Origin of the sequence: Catalinimonas alkaloidigena, assembly GCF_900100765.1 — a bacterium.
Classification (GTDB): domain Bacteria; phylum Bacteroidota; class Bacteroidia; order Cytophagales; family Flexibacteraceae; genus Mooreia; species Mooreia alkaloidigena.
Window position 1 is genome coordinate 452,856 of the sequence record NZ_FNFO01000002.1, and the last position, 22,092, is coordinate 474,947.

Annotated in this window: 17 protein-coding genes and 1 tRNA gene; 12 read left to right on the forward strand and 6 right to left on the reverse strand. The window is 55.1% G+C overall.

Translation table 11 applies throughout. The features are described 5' to 3' along the window. Window positions 1–2: 2 nt before the first annotated feature. Window positions 3–875 carry a glycerophosphodiester phosphodiesterase gene (locus BLR44_RS05260; protein WP_089679984.1) on the forward strand — a complete coding sequence of 291 codons (873 nt, stop codon included), beginning with the start codon at window positions 3–5 and terminating at the stop codon, window positions 873–875. 136 nt (window positions 876–1,011) lie between these two features. On the opposite strand, the gene hemH is transcribed toward BLR44_RS05260, so the two are convergent. Both hemH and BLR44_RS05270 read right to left on the reverse strand, forming a co-directional pair. Beyond that, complete coding sequence (gene hemH / locus BLR44_RS05265; RefSeq protein WP_089679986.1) at window positions 1,012–2,097, reverse strand: ferrochelatase; 1,086 nt, start codon at window positions 2,095–2,097, stop codon at window positions 1,012–1,014. A 57-nt stretch (window positions 2,098–2,154) separates the two neighbouring features. Beyond that, the gene (locus tag BLR44_RS05270; RefSeq protein WP_089679988.1) at window positions 2,155–3,408 is read right to left on the reverse strand and encodes a lipopolysaccharide biosynthesis protein; all 1,254 of its coding nucleotides are present in this window, start codon (window positions 3,406–3,408) and stop codon (window positions 2,155–2,157) included. Window positions 3,409–3,525: 117 nt separating this feature from the next. Between BLR44_RS05270 and BLR44_RS28840 the strand changes: the two genes are divergently transcribed. Both BLR44_RS28840 and BLR44_RS05285 read left to right on the forward strand, forming a co-directional pair. Then, window positions 3,526–4,458: an exonuclease domain-containing protein gene (locus BLR44_RS28840; protein WP_176955903.1), complete on the forward strand. Its 933-nt coding sequence runs from the start codon at window positions 3,526–3,528 to the stop codon at window positions 4,456–4,458. A 238-nt stretch (window positions 4,459–4,696) separates the two neighbouring features. Beyond that, window positions 4,697–7,147 carry an efflux RND transporter permease subunit gene (locus BLR44_RS05285; protein ID WP_089679992.1) on the forward strand — a complete coding sequence of 817 codons (2,451 nt, stop codon included), beginning with the start codon at window positions 4,697–4,699 and terminating at the stop codon, window positions 7,145–7,147. A 3-nt stretch (window positions 7,148–7,150) separates the two neighbouring features. Here the strand turns inward: BLR44_RS05285 and BLR44_RS28520 are convergent, their stop codons facing one another. From BLR44_RS28520 to BLR44_RS05300, 3 genes are all read right to left on the reverse strand, one after another. Then, the gene (locus BLR44_RS28520; protein ID WP_218127015.1) at window positions 7,151–7,702 is read right to left on the reverse strand and encodes a hypothetical protein; all 552 of its coding nucleotides are present in this window, start codon (window positions 7,700–7,702) and stop codon (window positions 7,151–7,153) included. 92 nt (window positions 7,703–7,794) lie between these two features. Beyond that, window positions 7,795–10,035, reverse strand: coding sequence for a M48 family metallopeptidase (locus BLR44_RS05295; RefSeq protein ID WP_089679997.1), 2,241 nt, complete (start codon window positions 10,033–10,035; stop codon window positions 7,795–7,797). A 227-nt stretch (window positions 10,036–10,262) separates the two neighbouring features. Further along, a tRNA-Phe gene (locus BLR44_RS05300) sits at window positions 10,263–10,335 on the reverse strand. Window positions 10,336–10,432: 97 nt separating this feature from the next. Between BLR44_RS05300 and BLR44_RS05305 the strand changes: the two genes are divergently transcribed. The 9 genes from BLR44_RS05305 (at window position 10,433) to BLR44_RS05345 (ending at window position 21,817) form a co-directional block, all read left to right on the forward strand. After that, window positions 10,433–11,821, forward strand: coding sequence for a 4Fe-4S dicluster domain-containing protein (locus tag BLR44_RS05305; RefSeq protein ID WP_089680759.1), 1,389 nt, complete (start codon window positions 10,433–10,435; stop codon window positions 11,819–11,821). A gap of 95 nt (window positions 11,822–11,916) precedes the next feature. After that, complete coding sequence (locus tag BLR44_RS05310) at window positions 11,917–12,699, forward strand: (Fe-S)-binding protein (RefSeq protein WP_245705980.1); 783 nt, start codon at window positions 11,917–11,919, stop codon at window positions 12,697–12,699. Between the two features lie 147 nt (window positions 12,700–12,846). Beyond that, entirely contained in the window at window positions 12,847–13,347 is a 501-nt protein-coding gene (locus tag BLR44_RS05315) for a hypothetical protein (RefSeq protein ID WP_089680000.1), read from the forward strand. A 102-nt stretch (window positions 13,348–13,449) separates the two neighbouring features. Next, window positions 13,450–15,381, forward strand: a complete 1,932-nt coding sequence (locus tag BLR44_RS05320; RefSeq protein ID WP_089680002.1) for a CHU_0125 family OmpA-like outer membrane integrity protein — start codon at window positions 13,450–13,452, stop codon at window positions 15,379–15,381. Between the two features lie 136 nt (window positions 15,382–15,517). After that, window positions 15,518–17,344, forward strand: coding sequence for an ABC transporter ATP-binding protein (locus tag BLR44_RS05325; protein WP_089680004.1), 1,827 nt, complete (start codon window positions 15,518–15,520; stop codon window positions 17,342–17,344). A 105-nt stretch (window positions 17,345–17,449) separates the two neighbouring features. Beyond that, entirely contained in the window at window positions 17,450–18,058 is a 609-nt protein-coding gene (locus tag BLR44_RS05330; protein WP_089680006.1) for a hypothetical protein, read from the forward strand. A gap of 74 nt (window positions 18,059–18,132) precedes the next feature. Next, window positions 18,133–18,777, forward strand: coding sequence for a lipoprotein signal peptidase (locus BLR44_RS05335; protein WP_089680008.1), 645 nt, complete (start codon window positions 18,133–18,135; stop codon window positions 18,775–18,777). 2 nt (window positions 18,778–18,779) lie between these two features. Beyond that, window positions 18,780–20,963: a S46 family peptidase gene (locus tag BLR44_RS05340; protein WP_245705981.1), complete on the forward strand. Its 2,184-nt coding sequence runs from the start codon at window positions 18,780–18,782 to the stop codon at window positions 20,961–20,963. Between the two features lie 38 nt (window positions 20,964–21,001). Continuing rightward, window positions 21,002–21,817, forward strand: a complete 816-nt coding sequence (locus tag BLR44_RS05345; protein ID WP_089680010.1) for an NAD-dependent epimerase/dehydratase family protein — start codon at window positions 21,002–21,004, stop codon at window positions 21,815–21,817. A 51-nt stretch (window positions 21,818–21,868) separates the two neighbouring features. Here the strand turns inward: BLR44_RS05345 and BLR44_RS05350 are convergent, their stop codons facing one another. Further along, on the reverse strand, window positions 21,869–22,072 hold the full coding sequence (locus tag BLR44_RS05350) for a hypothetical protein (RefSeq protein ID WP_089680012.1): 204 nt from the start codon (window positions 22,070–22,072) through the stop codon (window positions 21,869–21,871). Between the last annotated feature and the right edge of the window lie 20 nt (window positions 22,073–22,092).

The window sequence follows — 22,092 nt, forward strand, 5'->3', positions numbered from 1 at the left end:
TCATGAAATCTTTTTCTCTCTCGTTAGCGCTATTGCTGATGGCTTGTTCTTCGCCTGCGCCCTTGGATGTGCAGGGGCACCGCGGCTGCCGGGGCCTCTACCCCGAAAATTCGATTCCGGCGTTTATGCACGCGTTGGAACTGGGGGTAACTACCCTGGAGATGGACGCGGTGATTACCAAAGACCGACAAGTGATTCTGTCGCACGAGCCGTTCATGTCGCCCGAAATTTGCCGAAATGCCGCAGGTGCACCAACAGACGAAGACGAAGCCCGGGCGCGGTTCAACATCTACCAGATGACGTACGACGAAGTGCGGGCGTTCGATTGCGGTAGCAAACCCCATCCCCGGTTTCCCGATCAACAAAAAATACCGGTCATCAAACCTCGTCTTGCCGATGTGATCGACCGCGTGGAACAGTGGCGGGTAGTCAACGGAAAACCCGCCGTCTTCTACAACATCGAAACCAAATCGACGCCGGAAGGCGACGAAAAATTTCATCCTGCTCCCGAAGCGTTTGTGAAACTCCTGGTCGGCGTGTTGGAAGAAAAGCGCATTCTGGACCGGAGCATCCTGCAGTCGTTCGACGTGCGTACGCTGCAAGTGGCTCATCAACTCTATCCGGACCTGCGGCTGGCGTTGCTGGTCGAAAATGAAGCAAGCCCTGAAGCACAACTGGAAACCCTAGGCTTTGTGCCTGCCATCTACAGTCCCCATTTCGAATTGGTGGACACCACGTTGGTTTCGTTTTGTCATACCCGTTCGATGCAACTGATTCCCTGGACCGTCAACGAGGCGGACGAGATCCGACGCATGAAGCGTTTGGGCGTAGACGGCATCATCTCGGATTATCCAGACCGGGTGCTGGCCAAATAAAAAAGCCCGGTCATTGGGGACAGACCGGGCCATGATTGGGGAATTTAACAATACCTACGGCGTTGCGTAGGTCTATTGAGATAACGTATTGATTATCAGATTGTTGCGAGAGTGAGACTTGTTCTTTAACGAAGTTTTAAGAAAGCGAAGCGGTATGCGGCACTTCATCCGAGACGTGCTCTGCGCGTGAACGCTCCTGAATCATCGTTTGCAGCGTGGCGACCCAACGCGGATCGACATTCAGGCTTTCTACCAGTTGCCAGCGTTCGCCGCCCGTCTCCATAAACACTTCTTTGTACTCTTCCCCAATTTCGATCGTGGTTTCCAGGCAGTCGGCCACAAAGGCGGGGGAGTAGGCCAGCACACGTTTCTTGCCTTGCGCCACCAGTTGTTTGACCACATCTTCAGTATAGGGCTGAATCCAGGGATCGCGCCCCAGGCGTGACTGAAAGCAGACGGTCCACTGATCGTCGGAAAGGCCAAGCGCCTGCGCCAGCAACCGGCTGGTCTGGAAACATTGCGCCCGGTAGCAGAGGCGGTTATGCGGCCCGACCGAATCGCAACAGCCGTCGCGGAGGCAGTGATTGTGAGGATCGCCCTTCCGGATTTGCCGCTCGGGTAATCCGTGGTACGAGAACAACACGTGGTCGAACGGTTCAGCCTCCAGGTAACGTTTCCCCAGCGCCGTAAAGGCTTCGACAAACAGGGGATGTTCGTAAAACTGATCGACAAAAGTCAGTTCAGGAATCAATTGCCATTGGCTAATCAGGGCCATCACTTTTTCTTTGACCGATCCGGTCGTGGCGGAAGCATACTGCGGGAACAGCGGCACGATGATCAACCGACGGAACCCCTGGTCGTGTAATTCTTCCAGCGCCTTTTCGAGGCTGGGATTCTGGTAGCGCATGCCGAGGCTAACGCGGTAGCCGTCGCCCAGAGCCGTTTGCAACAGCCGCTTGAGCTCTTCGCTATAAACTTTTAGGGGCGAACCTGCGTCGGTCCAGACTTCCTGATACACCTTTGCCGATTTCGGCGCGCGGAACGGCGCAATGATGCAATTCACCAGAAAGAAACGGGAAAGAAAAGGAATGTCGATCACCCGTCCGTCCATCAGAAACTCGCGGAGATACCGCCGCACATCGCCGACAGAAGGGCTGTCCGGCGTGCCCAGGTTCACAAGTAATACACCCGTATGCGGTTGTGGTGAAGTAGAATGATCCATAATGTAAAGCTAACTCATCTCCCAACAACCACCGAACCGAATTTGTTGCGCGGTGGGTTACGATCGACGGAGAAATGCGCGTACCAGACGCCAATCGGCGGCGGTGGGGAGCAGGTGCGTGATGCGAAAGCCGGTCTCTCGTCGAAAGGTGATCCAGACATACACCAGTGAAGCCAGATAGGCCAAGCTGTTGGCCCAGCCCGCCCCCAGTACGTGCCAGCGTGGAATGAGCAGAAAACAGGCCGGTAGTAGCGCAATAAACCCGATACCCGCCACCCAGTTGTTAACGTAAAACCGTCCCTGACCGGAAAAGTAGGTGCAAAGTACCGTAGAGACGCTGACAGAAAGGGTGCCAATCGCCAGACTACGGATGACGCCCCCCACGTCGCCGAAGTCGCGCCCGAAAATCCAGGTCAACACTGAATCGGGCAGCAGCAGCAGTGGGAACAGCAGCACCAGCGAAGCCAGAAAACACAGTCGCGCCAGTCGGAATGCTACCTGTACGGCCTTCTGGGCATCGTCGGTATTGACGCCTTCGGCGTATTGAACCGAGGCAACGCTCCGGGTAACCAGCCAGATGGATTCGGAGAGCATCACCCCCGCCGAATAGATGCCGACGGAACGGGTATCGGCAAAATAATTCAGGAAGTAGTAACTGATGCGGTAATTGAAGAACTGGAGAATGTTGGAAAACTGGGCGGTTGCCCCCGTCCGTACCACCGCCCGGAACGTACTCTTGAACGACCGGAAGGAAATTTCCTTAAAATAAGGAAACACGACCACGCTGCTGACCAGCAACACCATACCCGAGCCGGCATAAAGCGCCCAGATGTAATGCATGACCTGCGGTTGCTGCACGTAAAAAAGCGACAGAAGCACTACGAAGAGCACAAAGCCCCGCCCCAGCATAATCAGGTTGTGGGTCCGGATCAGGTTCCAGCCGAGAATCAGCATCATGCTGACCGAATAAACCCCTTCGATGCCTGCCAACAGCATCAGATGCATTTCCAGGCCGGCCGGTACCTGATCGGCCAGCACCAGGCCAGCCCCGGTCCAGAGGGGCGTCAGCAGCGCCCACAGCAACGACGGCAATGCCAGTTGAAACGGCTGATGGCGCGAAGCCATGTATACCAGCGATGGGCCCCCGACTACGTTGCAGATCAACACGATCAGCGTGATGTTGGCCACCAGCAAACTGATTTCGCCACGCCCTTCTGCCCCCAGGTAGTGGGTCGTCAGGAGGACAATGATGAAATTGAGGCCCGCCGTGATGACTTTGGTGGCAAACGTCCCGATGATGTTTCGCAGCATTGGGGCCAAAGTTCGGAATTTCGCGCGATCGCTCGGGCAAGGTGCGGAGGGGGTTTGATTCTTTCACGGTCGCCCGTACCTTTAACCTTAAAACCAGACGTACGCGCGACAAGAACCATGCGTTTTATAGCCCTTGACTTCGAGACGGCAAACTACCGCCGGGACAGCATTTGTGAGATTGGCCTTTCGAGGGTAGAAGAGGGGCGAGTGGTAGAAACCCGTTCGTGGCGCATACGGCCTGAGCCCAACTATTTCAACTGGCAGAACATCCAGGTCCACGGCATCACGGCCCGCGATGTCGAACAAAGCCCCACCTTTGCCGCCTTGTGGCCGGAGCTGGTGCCTTACTTTCAGGACACGTATCTGGTCGCCCACAATGCCTCGTTCGACATCAGCGTATTGCGCCATGGGCTCATGCAATACGAAATTCCGTTTCCTACCTTTCATTATGCGTGCAGTGTGCAGATCGCCCGCCGTACCTGGAAGGGCCTCACGTCCTACGGGCTGGGTTCCCTGTCGCAATGGTTGGGCATTGACCTGAATCACCACGCCGCCGGTTCCGATGCGCGTGCTTCGGCGCTCATCGCGTTGCGTGCGTTCGAAAAGCACGGAATTGACGATTTTCAACAGCTACCCGCCCACCTCGGCCTGCGCTTGGGGCGCGTATTTCCCGGCGGCTACACCGCCACCGGAAAAGCCGCCGCTCCGCCGAAGCGCCTGCCCGTCGCACCGGCACGGGCAATCGCCGGCCCGGAAAGGTCTGCTGTGGAAAAGCCCGATCACCCTTTTTTCAGCAAAACGATCGTATTTACCGGGCGTTTTCTCTCCATGCCACGGGCACGCGCGCAGCATGCCGTCGAGGAAATTGGGGGCGTTTGCAGCAACCAGGTCACGACCGAAACGCATTTTCTGGTAATTGGGCAGAAGGAGTTTGTCGCCATGAAAGAGGGACAAATGAGTGCCAAATTGCGGGAAGCACAGCGCCTGCGCCATTACGGCAGCAGCATTGAGTTCGTCTCGGAAAGTCACTTTTTGGAGTTGATCCGGTAAACTGGTAGGGCTGTTGTCCCGCCGTAGGGTTCCGGGGTGCGGCTTGTCGAAAACGGATAGAAGCGGCCCTAAATTATCAAGAGACCCCACCTTCGCTGCGAGGTTGTTTTTTGTTAATAGCTCATCGTCAATGCGTTACGATTCCTCGATCCATTTCTTACGTGCGTAGTGACCCCCCGGCACAATTTCATTCGGGTTACCCGAGAATCCTTACTTTTGTCGCTGCTGATCCCGCTCTATGTCTTTTAACGTTGCCCATTTCATATTAAAGTACCGCCTGGTTATCATCGTACTGCTGGCACTGTACGCCGGGTTTATGGCTTACGAAGGAAGCCGCATCCAGATGTCGTACAGCTTCAGCAACGTAGTGCCGACCAGCGATCCCGACATGGCCTATTTCCAGGAGTTCAAACGAACTTTCGGGGAAGACGGCAACATCATGGCAATCGGATTGCAGGACCCGCGCATCTATGAAGTAGAAAATTTTCAGCGGCTGGAGTATCTGAGCAAGGCCATCCAGGAATTACGAGGGGTGACACAGGTCGTATCGCTACCCCGGCTGGTGCGCCTGACCAAAGATGCGCAGAAGCGTCGGTTTGTGTTCGAGGCGTTGTTCGATCCTTTTCCCGAAACGCAACAAGAATTAGATAGCCTGCTGGCAATTTCGCGAAGCATTCCGCTGTACGAAGGGCTTTTGACGAACGACAGCACGTCGGCAGTGGCGCTGCTGGTGACCCTCGACCCAAAGGTCTTCGATTCGGAAGATCGGTTCGAACTGATCGACGACATCATGAGCCAGGGAGAAGCTTTTTCTGAGCATACAGGCATTTCGCTGCATTACGCCGGACTGCCGTTTGTACGGGCGGTGATGACGACCAAGGTCAAAGAAGAACTCAATTTCTTTCTGATTCTGTCGGTCGTGGTAACGGCCCTGATCCTCTTCATCTTCTTCCGGTCGCTCAACGCCGTGGTGTTTCCCATGATCGTTATCGGGATTACGGTGCTTTCTACCATGGGTACGATTGCGCTCCTGGGCTACAAGGTCACGCTGCTGACGGGCCTGCTGCCGCCCATCATCGTGGTGATCGGGGTACCCAATTGCATCTATTTGTTAAACAAGTACCATCAGGAGTACGCCAAGCACGGCAACAAGGTCCGCGCGCTGACCTACATCGTGCGGAAAATCGGAGTGGTTACGCTGCTGACCAATGCGACGACGGCCGTAGGGTTTCTGGTTTTGTTCTTCACGAACATTGCCATCCTGAAAGAGTTTGGACTGGTGGCGAGCATCAACGTATTTGTGGCCTTTGTGGTGAGCGTGACCCTCATTCCGGCAGTATATGCCTACCTGCCGGCGCCTACACCGCGGCAGTTGCGTCACCTCGATTCGAAAGTCACAACGCGTTTTATTCGCAGCCTGGATCTGCTGGTACACCGCCATCCGCTCATCATTTTCGGGGTGACGGGTGCGATCGTGGTGTTCTCGATTGCGGGCGCGCTGCGCATCCGGGCCGTTTCCTATATGGTGGACGATCTGCCCGCCGACAGCGACATCCGGCACGACCTGGCTTTTTTCGAAGATAATTTTGAGGGCGTGATGCCCCTGGAAGTGGTGGTGGATACGGGCAAACCACGTGGAGCGCTCGACCTGAAAAACCTCCGCACCATCGCCGAATTGGAAGCCTATTTGGAGGCCCATCCTTCCATCGCACCGGGGGTCTCGATCGTCGATTACCTGAAGGCCGCCCGACAGGCATTTTACAACGGAAGTCCGGCTTTTTACGGGTTGCCAACCAACCAGGATAAAAACTTCATTTTCAACTACCTGCGTAGTCAGTCTGATGCAAAGGGCACGTTGGAAAGTAATTTGATGGATGCCTTTGTTGACAGTACCGGACAGCGGGTGCGGGTGTCGTTCAAAGTCGAGGATATGGGTTCTATTCGGCTGAGCGAGCTGATGCAGAATGTCGTCCGTCCGGAAGTAGACAGTCTGCTGGCGGGGACCGACCTGGAAGCCAAGATCACCGGTACGACGCTGTTGTTCGTGAAAGGCAACGACTACCTGATCCGAAACCTGCGGTCGAGTCTGCTCTTTGCCGTAGCGATTATCGCCCTGATCATGGCGGCCTTATTCGGCAGCTTTCGGATGGTGCTGATCTCGCTGATTCCCAACATCGTACCGCTGATCATCACGGCGGGCATCATGGGCTGGTTCAACATTCCACTCAAACCGAGCACGGCGCTGATCTTCTCGATTGCGTTTGGCATCTCGGTCGACGATGCGCTGCACTTCCTGGCTAAATACCGGCAAGAACTGAAAAGCCATAATTACTTTGTGCCCAAGGCAGTTTCGGTGTCTATTCTGGAAACCGGCTCCAGCATGTTTTACACGTCGCTGGTGTTGTTCGCCGGTTTCGTGATCTTTTCACAGTCGGAGTTTGGAGGAACGGTTGCGTTGGGAATTCTGGTCTCGACCACTTTGTTGTGTGCCATGCTGACCAACCTTGTGCTGCTGCCGTCTCTGCTCCTGTATTTTGACAAGCCTCGCCAGAAACTCGACTTCGAGCCTCTGCTCGAGCATTACGAAGAGTTCTACATCGCTGACGACGACGAAGAAATCGACGTCGATCTGCTGGAGGTAGAAGATCGTACGCCTGATGCTTCTGACGATGCCGGTACGAAAAGCTGACCTTTAAAAGGTCAGCCAGCCAAAGCCCACACGGAAATTGACGTACATCAGGTTGGCGTAACGCTTCGACGCGTCGATGGTGGCATAACTACTGTTCTCAAGGAACAGCAAAGGATATGCCACTTCGATCCCATACTGGAGCATAAAATTTCCGCCGTAGACCATCTGTTTTCCGAGGCCTAAATGGAGATTGCAGGAGGACAGTTGTTCCACCGGTACTTTTCGGTCGCCCACCACAGCTTTTGTGTAAGACATGCCGAGGTCGGTAAACCGCCCTTGTGGGGCAATGTTGCCCGGATAATGAGAGTAGATGCGGTAATTCATTCCGGTTACCGTACCAAACAGCTTTCTATACCTCTCCTCATCATTCGAAGAACTACCATAGCCCGTATAAAATCGGGTGCGGAAACCACGCATAAACAGGCCCAGGCTATGACGCCGGTTTATCACATATTCGATATTGCCCCCATGCTGTGCATTGAAGGCCAGTAGCCCGGACGGCTTGGTATACGTCGGGTTGCTGAGGGCCGGGCAGGTAAGCAGATCGTAATGCACCGAAAAGCGTTTCCCCTGAAAGCCGGGTTGGCTGTGGGCAGGAAGGCCGAAGCATCCTACCGCCAGAATTATAAATAGTATGCGAAGCGATCTCATAGTTTAAGGCGTTGAAGCTGGTAGAAGTTGTCGTAAAGCACCGATTTGAGAAGATCGGGGCGGTCGCGATTGTTGATGTAGTCCAGGCAGTGAAAAACGGGGGTGCCGGTTTCGAGGTCCATCACAATCTGGTAGTGGTAGAGGCCGCAGTCCGGCGTAAAGGCATAGTATAGTCCAAAAGGAAACCCGTAGAAGGTGATCGCCGACAGTACTAATGTCTGGCCTATCCGTTCCCGACGTTCGCGTACACTGGCGAAGCCAATCCGGCAGAAGTACCGCGTGTCATACTTCTTCATCATTGCCTGCCGCCAGGCGTCATCCGGAGTGGCCAACTGAATCCCGTTGCGGAAATGGCTCATGCGCAGGCCGATCCATCGGTTCAGACGCACATAGTCGTTGAACTTATCTACATCGTTTGCGCCAAAGGCGAGGTCATCCAGAATCTCTGTGTCGAGTCCAAGGCGCTGGGCATTGTCCTGAATCAGAAAGTTGAGTCGATCGTTGGCTTGTTCGGAGGCAAGGAACTGAACCCCTTTGCTATGGATTTCACTGATCTTGATGTACTCAGGGTCTACAACCAACATCCGGTCGATTCCCGTTAGTCCTGCGTGACGCGAGGCGGCTTCTGTACGACTTTTCTTGTTCGTGCGGTGGTAATTCTTTTTCTTCTTGAGCGACTCTTCTTTTTCGTGCGCGGCCTGATGTTGCTCAAACAAGGTCACAAACCGGGCATTGTCGCGCCAGGCAGCGAGCGCAGTCGACTCAAAACCCAGGTCTTCCTGAGGAGTAGTCTGGCGCTGGCGAATTTTATCGTATTTATTGGAAGTGGCCTGTGCCTCATCCACCTGAGCATCAGCCGAGGGAGCGGGCCGGGGCGCCTGAAACTCGTCGAGTGCTACCTTGTGGAAATACACCAGCTCCTTCACGAGGCTGTCGGCTACCTGTCGGGCGTAGGTATCGTCTGGAAACTGTGCGGTCAAATCCCAGGCATACTTCACGGCCAGTATATTCAGCGCTTTGGGCTCAAGCTGAGCGAAGAAGTGATACACCTGCTGGCTTTGGCCTTCGATCTCCTCTTCGTCGACGTGTACCTCGTTAAACTTGTCCCGGTTGGCATAACTGGTCAGGCCATACAGGCATTGCAGCATTACCTGCTTCGTCCAGGCCGGATCTTCTCCGTCACCTTCCAGGAGAAACGCCTGGTAAAGCGCGGGTTCGTACTGACGACGCTGCAAATACAATTGGGCGATGTCGTGCCGGGCACGATGCCGCATGTTCAAAAAACCTTCCTCAGATACGCGTGCTTGCGAACCGGCAGCTGCAGTAGCCGACTGACGCGCCAGGACCGCTTCTACGGCAGCGCGTCGTTTGGGAATAGCCGGGTGGCTACTGTGGTCGTCGTCTTCGTTTTCCGGATGGATGGCGGCGACTTCTTCCAGAAACAAACTGTCTGGAAACTGCACGAACTCGTCTTCAAAGTAGCTTTTGGGGAAACGGCGGTCGTCGTACGGAATGTGGGCGTACGCCATTACGTCGAACACCCGCGTAAGGTCATGGGCTGTATAACCCGTTTTCAGGAACAAATTAAGGCCTTCCAGGTCGGCTTCCATTTCTTGTTCTTTCGAAAACCCCCACCGGGCGCTTTTGCGATCCTCTTCGCTAAGCTGCCGGTAATCGCCCCGTTTTTGCCGGGCCTTATTCGATTCCAGGTAGTCGCGGATGACGTGCTTCTTGGTGTAGTGCACCACTTCGTGCGATAAGATGAAAGCAAGTTGCGCCTCGTTTTCGAGCTGCGACAACAGGCCCAGGGTCACAAAGATCATCCCGTCGTCGGTCGTGAAAGCGTTGACGCGAGGCGTCAGCACGGTATAAATCCGCACTTGTTTCCGGAGCGCCGGCTGACTGCGCAGCACTTCGTCCAGTACGCGTCCTGTGTACTGGCTAACCGGATCGTTAAACGTAATTTGCCCGCTGTAGAGCCAGTTCCGGATTTGGAAGCTGCTGGCGAGGTAAAAATTTTCAGAAGTTTTGCGGACGAACCGTTTTTCCTGGTCAGTTTGCCTTTCTTCTAATCGCTCTGCGTACGTTTCGGACGAACGCCGCAAAAAGTCGGCTGGAATGGGGCCTTCGGCCTGGAGAAGCGGTTGCGCCACGGGCTGATAGCTGAGTAAGCCGGCCAGAAGCCCAGCGTATAGCCCTGTTTTCCAGGTCGGTACTACTCGTGTTGTGAGCAGCATGCGTGTTGGGTTAAGATTTGTTAAAAAATGAAAAGCAAAAGACTTAAACAAAATGTCCTATTACAAGAGCATTTTGCCCTATGCTGCGTAGATGTGATAAAAGAGCGGAAATCAGCGAACAGTCCGAAATGGTATGCTTGCATACTATTTCGATTCTTGTACATTTGTACAGGCTCACCGCGGGGCAGGGCAATAAAAAAGCCCGACGTTTGCGACATCGGGCTGGGTGGTGATGAGTGGGATCGAACCACCGACGCACGGATTTTCAGTCCGTTGCTCTACCAACTGAGCTACATCACCAGCTCTCCTTAAAAAGGTGGCACAAATGTATGCCAATTTGGTTGACATGCAAAATAGTTTTTCTTTTTTCGCCTGAACATATTTGAACCATCACACCATGGCCTATTTGCAACAGATCCTTTTCGTACTGGTATTGGCGGTGGCCGGCTACCTGCTTTACCGCCGTATCAGTCGCATTCGAAAGAACATTCACCTCGGCCGTCCCGAAGACCGCAACGATCGGCCCGGCGAGCGACTCCAGACCATGTTGCTGGTCGCCTTCGGGCAAAAAAAGATGTTTAAAAAGCCGCTGGTGGCTTTTATGCACTTCATCCTCTACGTTGGGTTTATCCTAATCAACATCGAAATTCTGGAAATCATACTGGATGGCTTGTTCGGCAGCCACCGGCTGTTCTTTCCGGCGTTGGGCATTGTGTACGGACCCATCATCCACTTTTTCGAGCTGCTGGCGCTGGGCGTGATCGTGGTTTGCGTCATCTTCCTGATTCGCCGGAACGTGAAAGGAGTAGGGGTGAAGCGCCTCGACCCCGACTACCACCGGGAAATGATCGGCTGGCCCCGCCTCGACGGCAACCTGATTCTGGTGTTCGAAATCCTGCTGATGATGGCATTCCTGACGATGAACGCTGCCGATGTTGCTCTGCAAAATCGTGGTGTGGCGCACTATGCCGAAGCCCAAACGGGCGGCTTTCTGGTGAGTCAGCTGTTCGTGCCGTTTTTCGAAAGCTGGGAAAATACGACGGCACTGGTCGCTTACGAGCGTTTCGCGTGGTGGTTCCACATCTGCGGTATTCTGGGTTTTGCCCTCTACGTCACGTATTCCAAGCACCTTCACATTTTCATGGCTTTCCCCAATACGTACTACTCCCGGTTGTTGCCGAAGGGGGAGATGAAAAACATGGACCGGGTCACGACCGAAGTAAAGCTAATGCTGGGTTTGCCCGTCGAGAACGGTAACGCCGACGCGGCCGCTCCGGAAGCCGCGGACATTCCACGCTTTGGTGTGAAAGACGTCAACGACCTGACCTGGAAGCACATCATGGAAGCCTACACCTGCACCGAGTGCGGTCGCTGTACGTCGGTGTGCCCCGCCAACATCACGGGCAAAAAACTGTCGCCGCGCAAAATCATGATGGACGTCCGCGACCGCGCCGAGACGGTGGGCCGCAGCCTGGAGAAGGGCGGACCGGGGCTGGAAGACGGCAAGTCGCTGTACGGCGACTACACGACCAAAGAAGAGCTGATGGCCTGCACCAGTTGCAATGCCTGCGTGGAAGCTTGTCCGGTCAACATCAATCCGCTCGACATCATTCTGGAACAACGCCGTTACATTGCCATGGAAGAGGCGCAGACGCCCGCCGCCTGGAACGCCATGTTTCAGAACGTCGAGAACAACTTTGCGCCCTGGGCCTTTTCGCCCGCCGATCGCTTCAACTGGGCCGCGGGATTGGAGAACGGCAGTCAGAAAGCCGAAACTGAAGCATAGCGATGATCCCGTCGCGCTTCCACGGAGGCTCCGGCGCGAGAGGCTCGCTTAACAACAACCTATCGTAATTTGAAATTTTGTCAACTTCATAACAGATGAAAGTACCAACCATGGCCGAACTGGCCGCCGAAGGACGAACCCCGGAAGTGTTATTCTGGGTCGGGTGCTCCGGTTCATACGACGACCGTAACAAACGCATCACCGTAGCGTTTGCCAAAATACTCGCCCACGTGGGGGTAGATTTTGCCGTGCTGGGCACGGAAGAAACCTGCACGGGCGATCCGGCTCGCCGTGCCGGCAACGAGTTTCTGTTTCAGATGCAGGCGATGCAAAACATCCAGACGCTGGACGGCTACGGCATCAAAAAAATCGTGACGGCTTGCCCGCACTGTTTCAACACCCTCAAGAACGAATATCCCGAACTGGGAGGGAACTACGAAGTGATCCACCATTCGCAGTTCTTACAGGGACTGATCAACGAAGGACGGATTAAGTTGAAAGGCGGTGGCTCGTTCAAAGGGCGGCGCATTACTTACCACGACTCGTGTTTTCTGGGCCGCGGAAACGACATCTACGAAGCGCCGCGCGAAGTGCTGCAGGCACTCGACGCCGAACTGGTGGAGATGAAACGGTGCCGCACCAACGGCCTTTGCTGCGGGGCCGGGGGCGCGCAGATGTTCAAAGATGCGGAACCCGGGCGTAAAGAAGTCAATATCGAACGCACCGAAGAGGCGCTTTCGACGGGCGCGAATGTGATTGCCGCGGCGTGTCCTTTCTGCATGACGATGCTGACCGACGGCGTGAAAAACAAAGAAAAAGAGGCGGACGTAAAGGTGCTGGACCTGGCCGAACTGATTGCTCAGTCGCAGGGGTTGTAGGCGTCTCGACGGGCAACGGGGGTGGGGTAGAGGAACCTGATGCCTTCTCTGCTGTGCTGTTACCAGCCGCATCGGCTATTTTTGCCGCCGGGCCGCAACCAATTTGGGCAGCCCACTGTTGCCTAACCGAACCGTTACGTATTGACTATGCACGTCTCCTTTGATCAACTTCCCGATACCGCCCGCTTGTGGGTGTACCAGGCCAATCGTGCCTTTTCGCCCGCCGAACAGCAAACCCTTACAGTGATGCTGACGCAATTCTGCGAACAATGGGCCGCCCACAGCCAACCGCTGCAGGCCAGCTTCCGGTTGGTGCACGATCAGTTTATTGTACTGGCCGTGGACGAGCGCTACCACGCCGCCAGCGGTTGTTCCATCGATGCTTCCGTTCAGGTGATCCGCCAGTTGGAACAGCAACTGGGTATTTCGCTGCTGGACCGGAGTCAGGTGGCGTACCTGACCGACGAAGGCGTACAACTCGTGTCGCTTGCCAACGCCAAGGCGCTGGTGACCGACGGTGTAATACAGCCGGAGACACCGGTGTTCAACAACGCGGTGGCGTCGCTGGGCGACTGGCGGACCAGTTGGGAAATTCCGGCGTCGCAATCGTGGATGAAACGCTTTTTCGCCTCACGCTCAGTGGTTTAAAAAGGTGCAATAACCGTTATTTCCTGACGTTGGCAATACACAGCCTGTCGTGTTTTTGACGTTTTTTTTAGATTGCAACGTACTGCGTAGTGCCTTCTTCCTATGAAAAAAATCTTTATTTCTACCCTGCTTATTGCCAGTTGTGCCCTGTTGGGCGCCTGTTCGGCCGTGAAAAAAGGCGACCGGCACTTCAAGCGAGGAGAATACGAGTACGCCATCGAACGATACCAGGAAGCGCTGGAGAAAGGGTCCAACGCGGGTTATGCCAACCTGCGCATCGCGGAATCGTACCGTCTGTCGAACCGCATGGCCGAGGCCGCTCCCTTCTACGAAGCGGCCATTAACTCCGGTCTTAAAATCGACAGCATCCAGTTTTACTACGGTTTTGCGCTGAAAGATCAAGGCAAGTACGACGCGGCCCGGCAGCAATTGGAAGAATACACCCGGCAGGGGAATGACCCGGAGCGCGTAAAACACGCCCGGCAAGAAATCGAGAACCTGGGAGAAGTGAAGCGGATTCTGGAAAACCAGGATCGCTATGAAGTGCGCAATTTTGAGTCGCTCAATACCGAAGCGGCCGATTTTGCCCCGATTTTTTTGGATTCCGATCAGGAAATGATCTTTACGTCGGCACGGGGCGATGGCAAGGTCTACGCCGCGACCGGCGGTGGCTTTACCGACCTGTATACGTTCACCTTCGACGGCTCGTCGGAGTTTGGCGGGAACGTAAAGGCCATGGACAACAAGTTTAACCTGTCGGGGGTCCACGAAGCCAGTGCTACCTTTTCCAAAGACGGCAAGACGATGATCTTCGCACGGGGGAATAACGGTAGCAAGCGCGGGCGTCACGATGTGGACCTGTACATCAGCTACTACCGAAATGGCGAGTGGACCGAGCCCGAACTGATGCCCATTCCCATTAACGATCCGAATGCCTGGGATTCGACTCCGGCATTTTCGGGCGATGGACGCTCGCTCTACTTTGCATCCAACCGGGAAGGGGGCTTTGGCGGTACCGACATCTGGCGTGCTACACGCGATGGGAACGGCCGTTGGTCGCGTGTGCAAAACATGGGCAAAACCATCAACACTGCTGGGAACGAGCTCTTCCCGTACGTTTCGGACGACGGCAAATTGTACTATGCTTCCGATGGATTACCCAGCCTCGGTGGGCTCGACATCTTCGTGGCTACACGCGCTCGCGGCGAAGGCATCGAAGTAGAAAACATGGGGGCACCCATCAACTCGCGCTGGGATGATTTCGGCATCGCCTTCCGCTCGCCCATCGAAGGGTATCTTTCTTCCAACCGGGAAGGCGGCAAAGGCGACGACGACATCTACTACTTCAAGGATGTGAAAGGCGATATCAAAAGCATCGATTACGTGCTGGTGGGGAAAACCATGACCACGGACAGCACCGGTACCGAAAAAATTCTGCCGAACACGACCGTACGTCTGCTCGATCCTCAGGGCAAAACCCTTGCGGAAGCGACCACCGGAAAAGATGGATCGTTTAAATTTGACCTGAGTGCGTCGGCCAACTACGAGCTGCTGGGGGAAAAGCCGCAATACTTTACAAAACGCGAACCGTTTACTACCTACGGGAAGGCCATTCCGCAAGAGGAACTGGAGCGGGACACGACCATCACGCTGGCCTACAACCTGATGTTGGACGAAGTGGTGGTGGACAAGCCCATTGTGCTCGACAACATTTATTATGACCTGGATAAGGCGAACATCCGACCCGATGCGGCACGCGAACTCGACAAGCTGGTGCAAGTGCTGAAGGACAATCCGAACCTTACCATCGAATTGAGTTCACACACCGACGCGCGCGACACCGAGGCGTACAACCTGAAGCTGTCGCAGCGCCGGGCCGAATCGGCCGTAGAATACCTAGTGTCGCAGGGCATTGATCCTGAGCGGCTGCAGGCAAGAGGGTATGGCGAATCGCGCTTGCTGATTCTGGATGCGCAGACCGAAGAAGAGCATCAGCAAAACCGCCGTACCGAATTTAAAGTGTTACGCAAGTAAACTAGTATAAAACCAAAATCACCAAGAGCCTTCCTGTTGTGCAGGAGGGCTTTTTTAATAACACTGAGCCAAGGTCTCGTTGACCGTTCGTCACCGAAGTAACGGCGGTTTGGCCTTCGCTCTGTACCTTCGTCCCATGAAGCGTAGTACCTATTTCCGGCTTCTTGCCTATACCCGACCACTGGGGAGGTTTCTGGTGCCTTATACCATCTTTGCCATGCTCAGCATCGTGTTCGGGCTCATCAACTTCAGCCTGATCATTCCGTTGCTCAACGTGTTGTTTGGCACCGCGCCCGTCCAGGCAGTAGCTCGCCCTGAATTTTCCCTGAATGCCACCTATGTCTTCGACCTGTTCAACTACTACTACGTCGATACGTTGCAGGCCTACGGGCCTTACCGGGCGTTGCAGTTTATCTGCATCGTGGTGGTGGTATCGGTACTGCTGACCAACTTGTTTCGGTACCTCTCCATTCGCATTGAAGAGCACCTGAGCGCCCACGCGATCCGGCAGCTGCGGCAAGGGCTTTTCGACAAGGCGACCTCCCTGCACCTGGGCTACTTTACCAACGAACGGAAAGGCGATCTGCTGGCGCGGCTGACGACCGACGTGCAGGAGGTGGAACATACCGTGACCAAATCGCTGACGGTGGCCATTCGCGAGCCCATTACCATCGTCGGGTATTTTGTGGTGCTGATTTTACTGAGCGCCAAACTGACGCTCATTACGATGCTGGTGATTCCGATCGCCGGCTTTGCCATTTCCAGCGTGATTCGCAAGCTCCGTCGCGATGCGCGTGCCGGACAGGACTCGCTGAGCCGGATCGTGAGTTTGATTGACGAAACTTTGGGTGGCATGCGGATCGTCAAAGGGTTCAATGCCCAGAAGCTGGTGCGCAACAAGTTCGAGGAAGAAAACGGGCGGTATGCCGATATTATCAAACGCATGGCTTTCAAACGCGAGTTGGCCTCGCCTTTCTCAGAGTTTACGGGTGTAACGCTGGTGGCCGGCATCCTGCTCTACGGCGGCTCGTTGGTATTGTCTTCGCAATCGTCGCTTTCGCCGAGCGAGTTTGTGACCTACCTGGTGATTTTTTCGCAGGTGATGCGTCCGGCCAAATCGCTGTCAACCACCTTCAGCAACTTGCAACGTGGTCTGGCGGCTGGCGATCGCGTGTTGGACATCATCGACACCCCGGCGCAGATCCAGGACCGGCCCGACGCGGTGGTGTTGCCACGCTTCGAAAACGAAATCGAGTTGCGCGACGTCACATTCGCCTACGAAGAGACGCCCGTGTTGAAAGGAATCAGCTTCCGCATTCCGAAGGGGAAGCTGGTGGCACTGGTGGGGCCATCGGGTGGCGGGAAATCGACCATTGCCGACCTGATTCCGCGGTTTTACGACCCCGCCAGCGGTAGCGTCCGCATGGACGGACGGGACCTGCGCGACTACACCACCGCATCGGTCCGGGCGCAACTGGGCATCGTCACGCAGGAATCGATCTTGTTCAACGATACCATTTTCAACAACATCGCCTTCGGCAAACCCGATGCCACCGAAGCAGAGGTGATCGAAGCCGCGAAGATTGCCAACGCCCACGACTTCATTCTGCAAACTCCCCAGGGGTACCAAACGGCCATCGGCGACCGGGGCACCAAGCTTTCGGGCGGGCAGCGGCAACGCCTCAGCATCGCACGCGCTGTCCTGAAAAATCCACCGATCCTAATTCTGGACGAGGCTACGTCGGCCCTCGACAACGAATCGGAGAAATTGGTACAGGAGGCACTGTTCAATCTGATGAAAAGCCGCACGTCGTTGGTTATTGCCCACCGGCTCAGCACCATCCAGCATGCCGACGAAATCATTGTGATCGAGGAAGGACGCATCCGCGAACGCGGCACGCACGCGGAGCTGCGCGAGCGGGAGGGGGGACTCTACCGGAAGTTGGCTGAGTTGGCAGGATAACGGGCGGAACAACGCGAACAGAACTGATGCTGAACGCACGCAGAGAAAATGGTTTCTGGCGAAGCAAACCGGCAAATTCATCCTTCTATCACTGAAACTCCGATTATGTCGTCCCATCATATTGTCCGAGACGAGCAGGAACCGGCGCTCCTCATCCTGACGGATCAGATTCCCTTTGCGTTGGTGGGAGAGTTGCTGGAATGGAGTCCGACGGTGCTGGTTGCCGAACCCGCCTTGGAAACCGTACTGTCGTGGGGCATTAAGGTGGACGGTGTGTTGTGTTTACCGACGCAGGCGGCAAGCTTGCGCACCCAGCTGAACGATTATCACCCCCTGGTGTTGATTTTGAAAGACGAAACCGAAACGTGGCTGGAGGGGGCTTCGGCCTGGCTGGTGGCGCATCAGCATCGGAACGTGTACGTGCTGGTCGAAACCATCGCGCCAGATCTGTTGCAAGCCCACGCGGCACTTCAGGTACTATTTTTCGATCCGCACTTCAAGACCTTTTGCGTGAGAGGAAGCAGCTACAAAAAGTGGGTGCTGGCCGGACAGCAGTTTCGCTGGCACGGGAACGCTAACGTGACCAACCTGCGCCCGACGGCCGATCCGCGTACGTGGGAAGCCGAGTCGAACGGACTTGTGAAGATCCATCCCCTTGATTCTGAGGGAATTTGGGTGCAAGAAACCTGGAATGCGGAAGAGAAACGTACGTGAACGGAGTTGAACAGAAAAAAGACCCGACATGCGGGACTAAATGGTTAGTTTTGCCGTTCTAGGTTGCATAGCCCATGAAATATCTAAAGTATTTTTTGGTAACCCTCGGAGTGATCGTTCTCGACCAGACGGTCAAAATGCTGGTGCATTTTAACATGGATTACGGCACACCCGGGCAAATCAAAGTGTTTGGTGATTGGTTCAAATTGCACTACACCCTCAATCCCGGCATGGCCTTCGGCCTGGAGATCGGGCTGGATCAGGGAAAGCTGATTTTGAGTGTGTTCCGGCTCCTGGCGATGTGTGCCATTGGCTACTACTTATATTTCTTGGCGAAGAAAGGGGCGCACCCGGGTTTGCTGGTTTGCATCGCGTTGATTTTGGGCGGAGCCATTGGTAACGTGATCGACAGTACGTTCTACGGTGTTTTTCTGGACAACGCCCCTTACGGATCGCCGACGCCGTGGTTCCACGGACAGGTGATCGATATGTTCTATTTCGATTTGTGGGAGGGCGTGCTGCCCAATTGGATACCCCTCTTCGGAGGGCAATACTATTCCCTCTGGCCCATTTTCAACGTGGCCGATGCGTCCATCTTCGTGGGCGTAGCGCTGATCCTTATTTTTCAGAAGCGTTTCTTTGTGGAGCCCCATACGCAGCATGAGCAGTCGGAAGAAACGCTGGAAAAAGATCCGGCCGATCATCCTACGACCGTCTGAGCATGCAGCAGCGTACGAAGCTTGCCTTCTGGTGGCTCTGTTGGATGTTGTGGTTACCTGCCCGTGCCGACGATGGCATGTGGCTCCCCAACCTGATCAAAGCCCTGAACGAGCAGGACATGCAAGAGCGTGGCCTGCGGCTCACCGCCGAAGACATTTACAGCGTTAACCGATCCAGCCTGAAAGATGCCATCCTCCAGTTTGGCCGAGGGTGCTCAGGGGCCGTGGTTTCGCCCAACGGCCTGTTGCTCACCAACTACCATTGTGCATTCAGCTACCTGCAACGGCACAGCACCGTCGACAATAACTTTATCGAAAAAGGATTTTGGGCGCGAAGCCTGGAAGAAGAGATCGCCAATCCGGGCCTGACGGTCACGTTTATCATACGGATCGAAGACGTTACGGAACGTGTGCTCGAATCCGTCTCGCCCGACATGGGAGAAGAGGAACGCGAAGCGAAAATCAAGGAAACGTCGTCCCGGATCGCGGCCGAAGCCGTCGAAAACACCGATTACAAGGCCTCGGTCGAGCCTTTTTATTACGGAAACGAGTTCTACCTTTTTGTCAAACAGGAGTTCACCGACGTACGGTTGGTAGGCGCACCGCCTTCTTCCATCGGCCAGTTCGGCGGCGAAACCGACAACTGGGAATGGCCTCGCCACACCGGCGATTTTGCGCTGTTTCGCATCTACGCTGGCCCCGAAAACGAGCCCGCCAACTTTTCGCAGGCCAACGTGCCGTACGAACCGCGCTACTACCTCCCCGTTTCGTTGCAAGGGTACAAAGAAGGGGATTTTACGATGGTGATGGGCTTTCCGGGACGTTCGCAACAGTTTCTGACCTCGTATGCGCTGAAGCAACTGACCGAAAAGATCAATCCCCACCGGATTGCCCTGCGTGGCAAACGGCTGGAAGTGATGGAGAACGTCATGCAGCGGAACGACACGGTTCGCCTCAAGTACGCGGCCAAATATGCCGGCATCGCTAATTACTGGAAGAAATGGCAAGGCGAAACCCGGGGGCTGCAACGCTTCGATGCGGTGACCCGGAAACAGGAGATGGAGGCGGAATTTACCCTTTGGGCGCAGGCCGATTTGCAGCGTCGCCTTCCCTACGGCACACTCTTACCCCAGTTTGAGCGCGATTATGCGGCGCTCGATTCGCTGATCCTGGCTTTCGAGTACATGCGGGAGGCAGCGTTTGCACCCGAGATCATGGTCTTCGCGCGCAACTTCGATCCTTACATTGTGGACGTGCGCGAGCTGGATAAGAAAGAAGATAAGAAAAAAGGCAAAGCTCGGCAGGATCAGGCCATTGAGCGCCTGAAGTCCACTACGGCCAATCATTTCAGAAACTATTCGCGCGCCATCGACCAGGCCACCCTGGCGGTTTGTCTGGAAGCCTATGCGCGCGACATTCCGCCGGCGTTTCATCCGCCCCTATTCGAAAAGATCAAGGCGCAGTACGGTAACAATTTTCGTGCGTTTGCGAACGAAGTCTTCAAAGAATCGGTGTGTGCTTCACCCGAGAAAGTGGCGCGTTTCATCGAACGCCCTTACAAGAAGCAGGTGCAGATTCTGCAGCACGATCCCGCGTACCAGCTCTCGCGGGAGTTTATGTTGCTTTACCGACAGCATATTTTGCCTAACTACGTCGCACTGAACGCCCAATTGGAACTCAACACGCGGCGCTACGTGGCCGGGTTGCGTGAAATGTTTCAGGATAGCCTGCTGGCGCCTGATGCCAACAGCACATTGCGAATCGCGTACGGAACCGTCGAAGGGTACCGACCACGCAACGGGGTGATTTATACGTACCAGACCACGCTGGAAGGCATTCTGGAAAAAGGAGATCCGAATGTGCCGGAGTTTACCGTACCCGACACGTTGGCGAAGCTCTATCGTGAGAAAGACTACGGGCGCTATGGGGTCGATGGCACCATGCCGGTCGCGTTTATTGCCTCCAACCATACAGTAGGGGGCAATTCGGGGAGCCCTGTGATCAATGCCGACGGCCACCTGATCGGGTTGAACTTCGACCGCGTGTGGGAGGGAACCATGAGCGACTTTACGTACGATCCGGAACAGTGCCGTAACATCTCCGTCGACGTCCGCTACATCCTGTTCATCATCGATAAAGTAGCCGGAGCTACGCACCTCATCGATGAAATGACCGTAATTGAGTAAGTGCAGCCGTCTGCGCTGCGAACATTAACAACACAAGCATGAAGGAGCGCTCCATTTCTGTGGTAGGATGCGGCTGGCTCGGACTGCCGCTGGCGCGTCATTTTGTAGCGCAGGGCTGGCAGGTCAAGGGTAGCACTACGCGGCCCGAAAAATTGGAAGTGCTGGCGGCATCCGGCATTCAGCCTTTTTTGATTCGCCTCGACCCACATGCCGAAGGCGATGCCTTGCCCGCGTTGCTGGAGAGCGATGTGGTGGTGGTGAATACGCCACCTTCTAAAACAGAAGATTATCCCGCACAAATGCAGGTCCTGGCTGAGGCCATCCCTGCCGAACAAACGCCCCACATCCTCTTTGTCTCCTCTACTTCGATCTACCCGCCCGGTACGATGCACGCCACCGAAGAAATGACGTTGACGCCGGAGAATGCCGGACACCGAACCATTGCCGAAGCCGAACACGTGTGGCAACAGCAACGCTTTCCACTCACCATTCTGCGGTGCAGCGGTTTGATGGGATATGACCGGATACCGGGAAAATACACCGCCGGAAAGGTGATGAAGAAACCCGGCGAGGCCGTAGTGAATCTGGTGTTTCGCGACGATGTGGTGCGGGCCGTGGAAGCGATTGTACAGCAAGCACGTTGGGGCGAGATCTACAATCTGGTGGCACCTGTCGCGGTGAATCGCGCAACTCTATACGCGCATACAGCCCGGCAACTTGGATTTGCACCTACGCAATTTCAGCCCGACGGGTCGGAAGACGACAGCAAGCGAATAATCGGTGAAAAAATACAGCGTGACCTGAACTTTACGTTTCAGTACCCCGATCCACGGACGTTTCCTTATGGCGTATGAATGAGGGGGCGTTTAAGGAATGACGCGGGGATCGACCTTGCGAAGCAAGGTTCAGTGATGATGGTGGTCGAGGTGTTTGCCGCGGTAAACACGGACCAACGTCCCGATCAGAAAAATGGCTACCCAAGAAGGATAAAGCGCCCAAAATTGATCGACCGTTTTGTCAAAGAGGTAAAGAAAGCCCTGCGCCATCACGCTGGTAATTACTCCCGTAACGCTGATGCTTTGTATGGCGTTAAGTTCCAGATATTTCATAACGAATTGCAAAGTATATA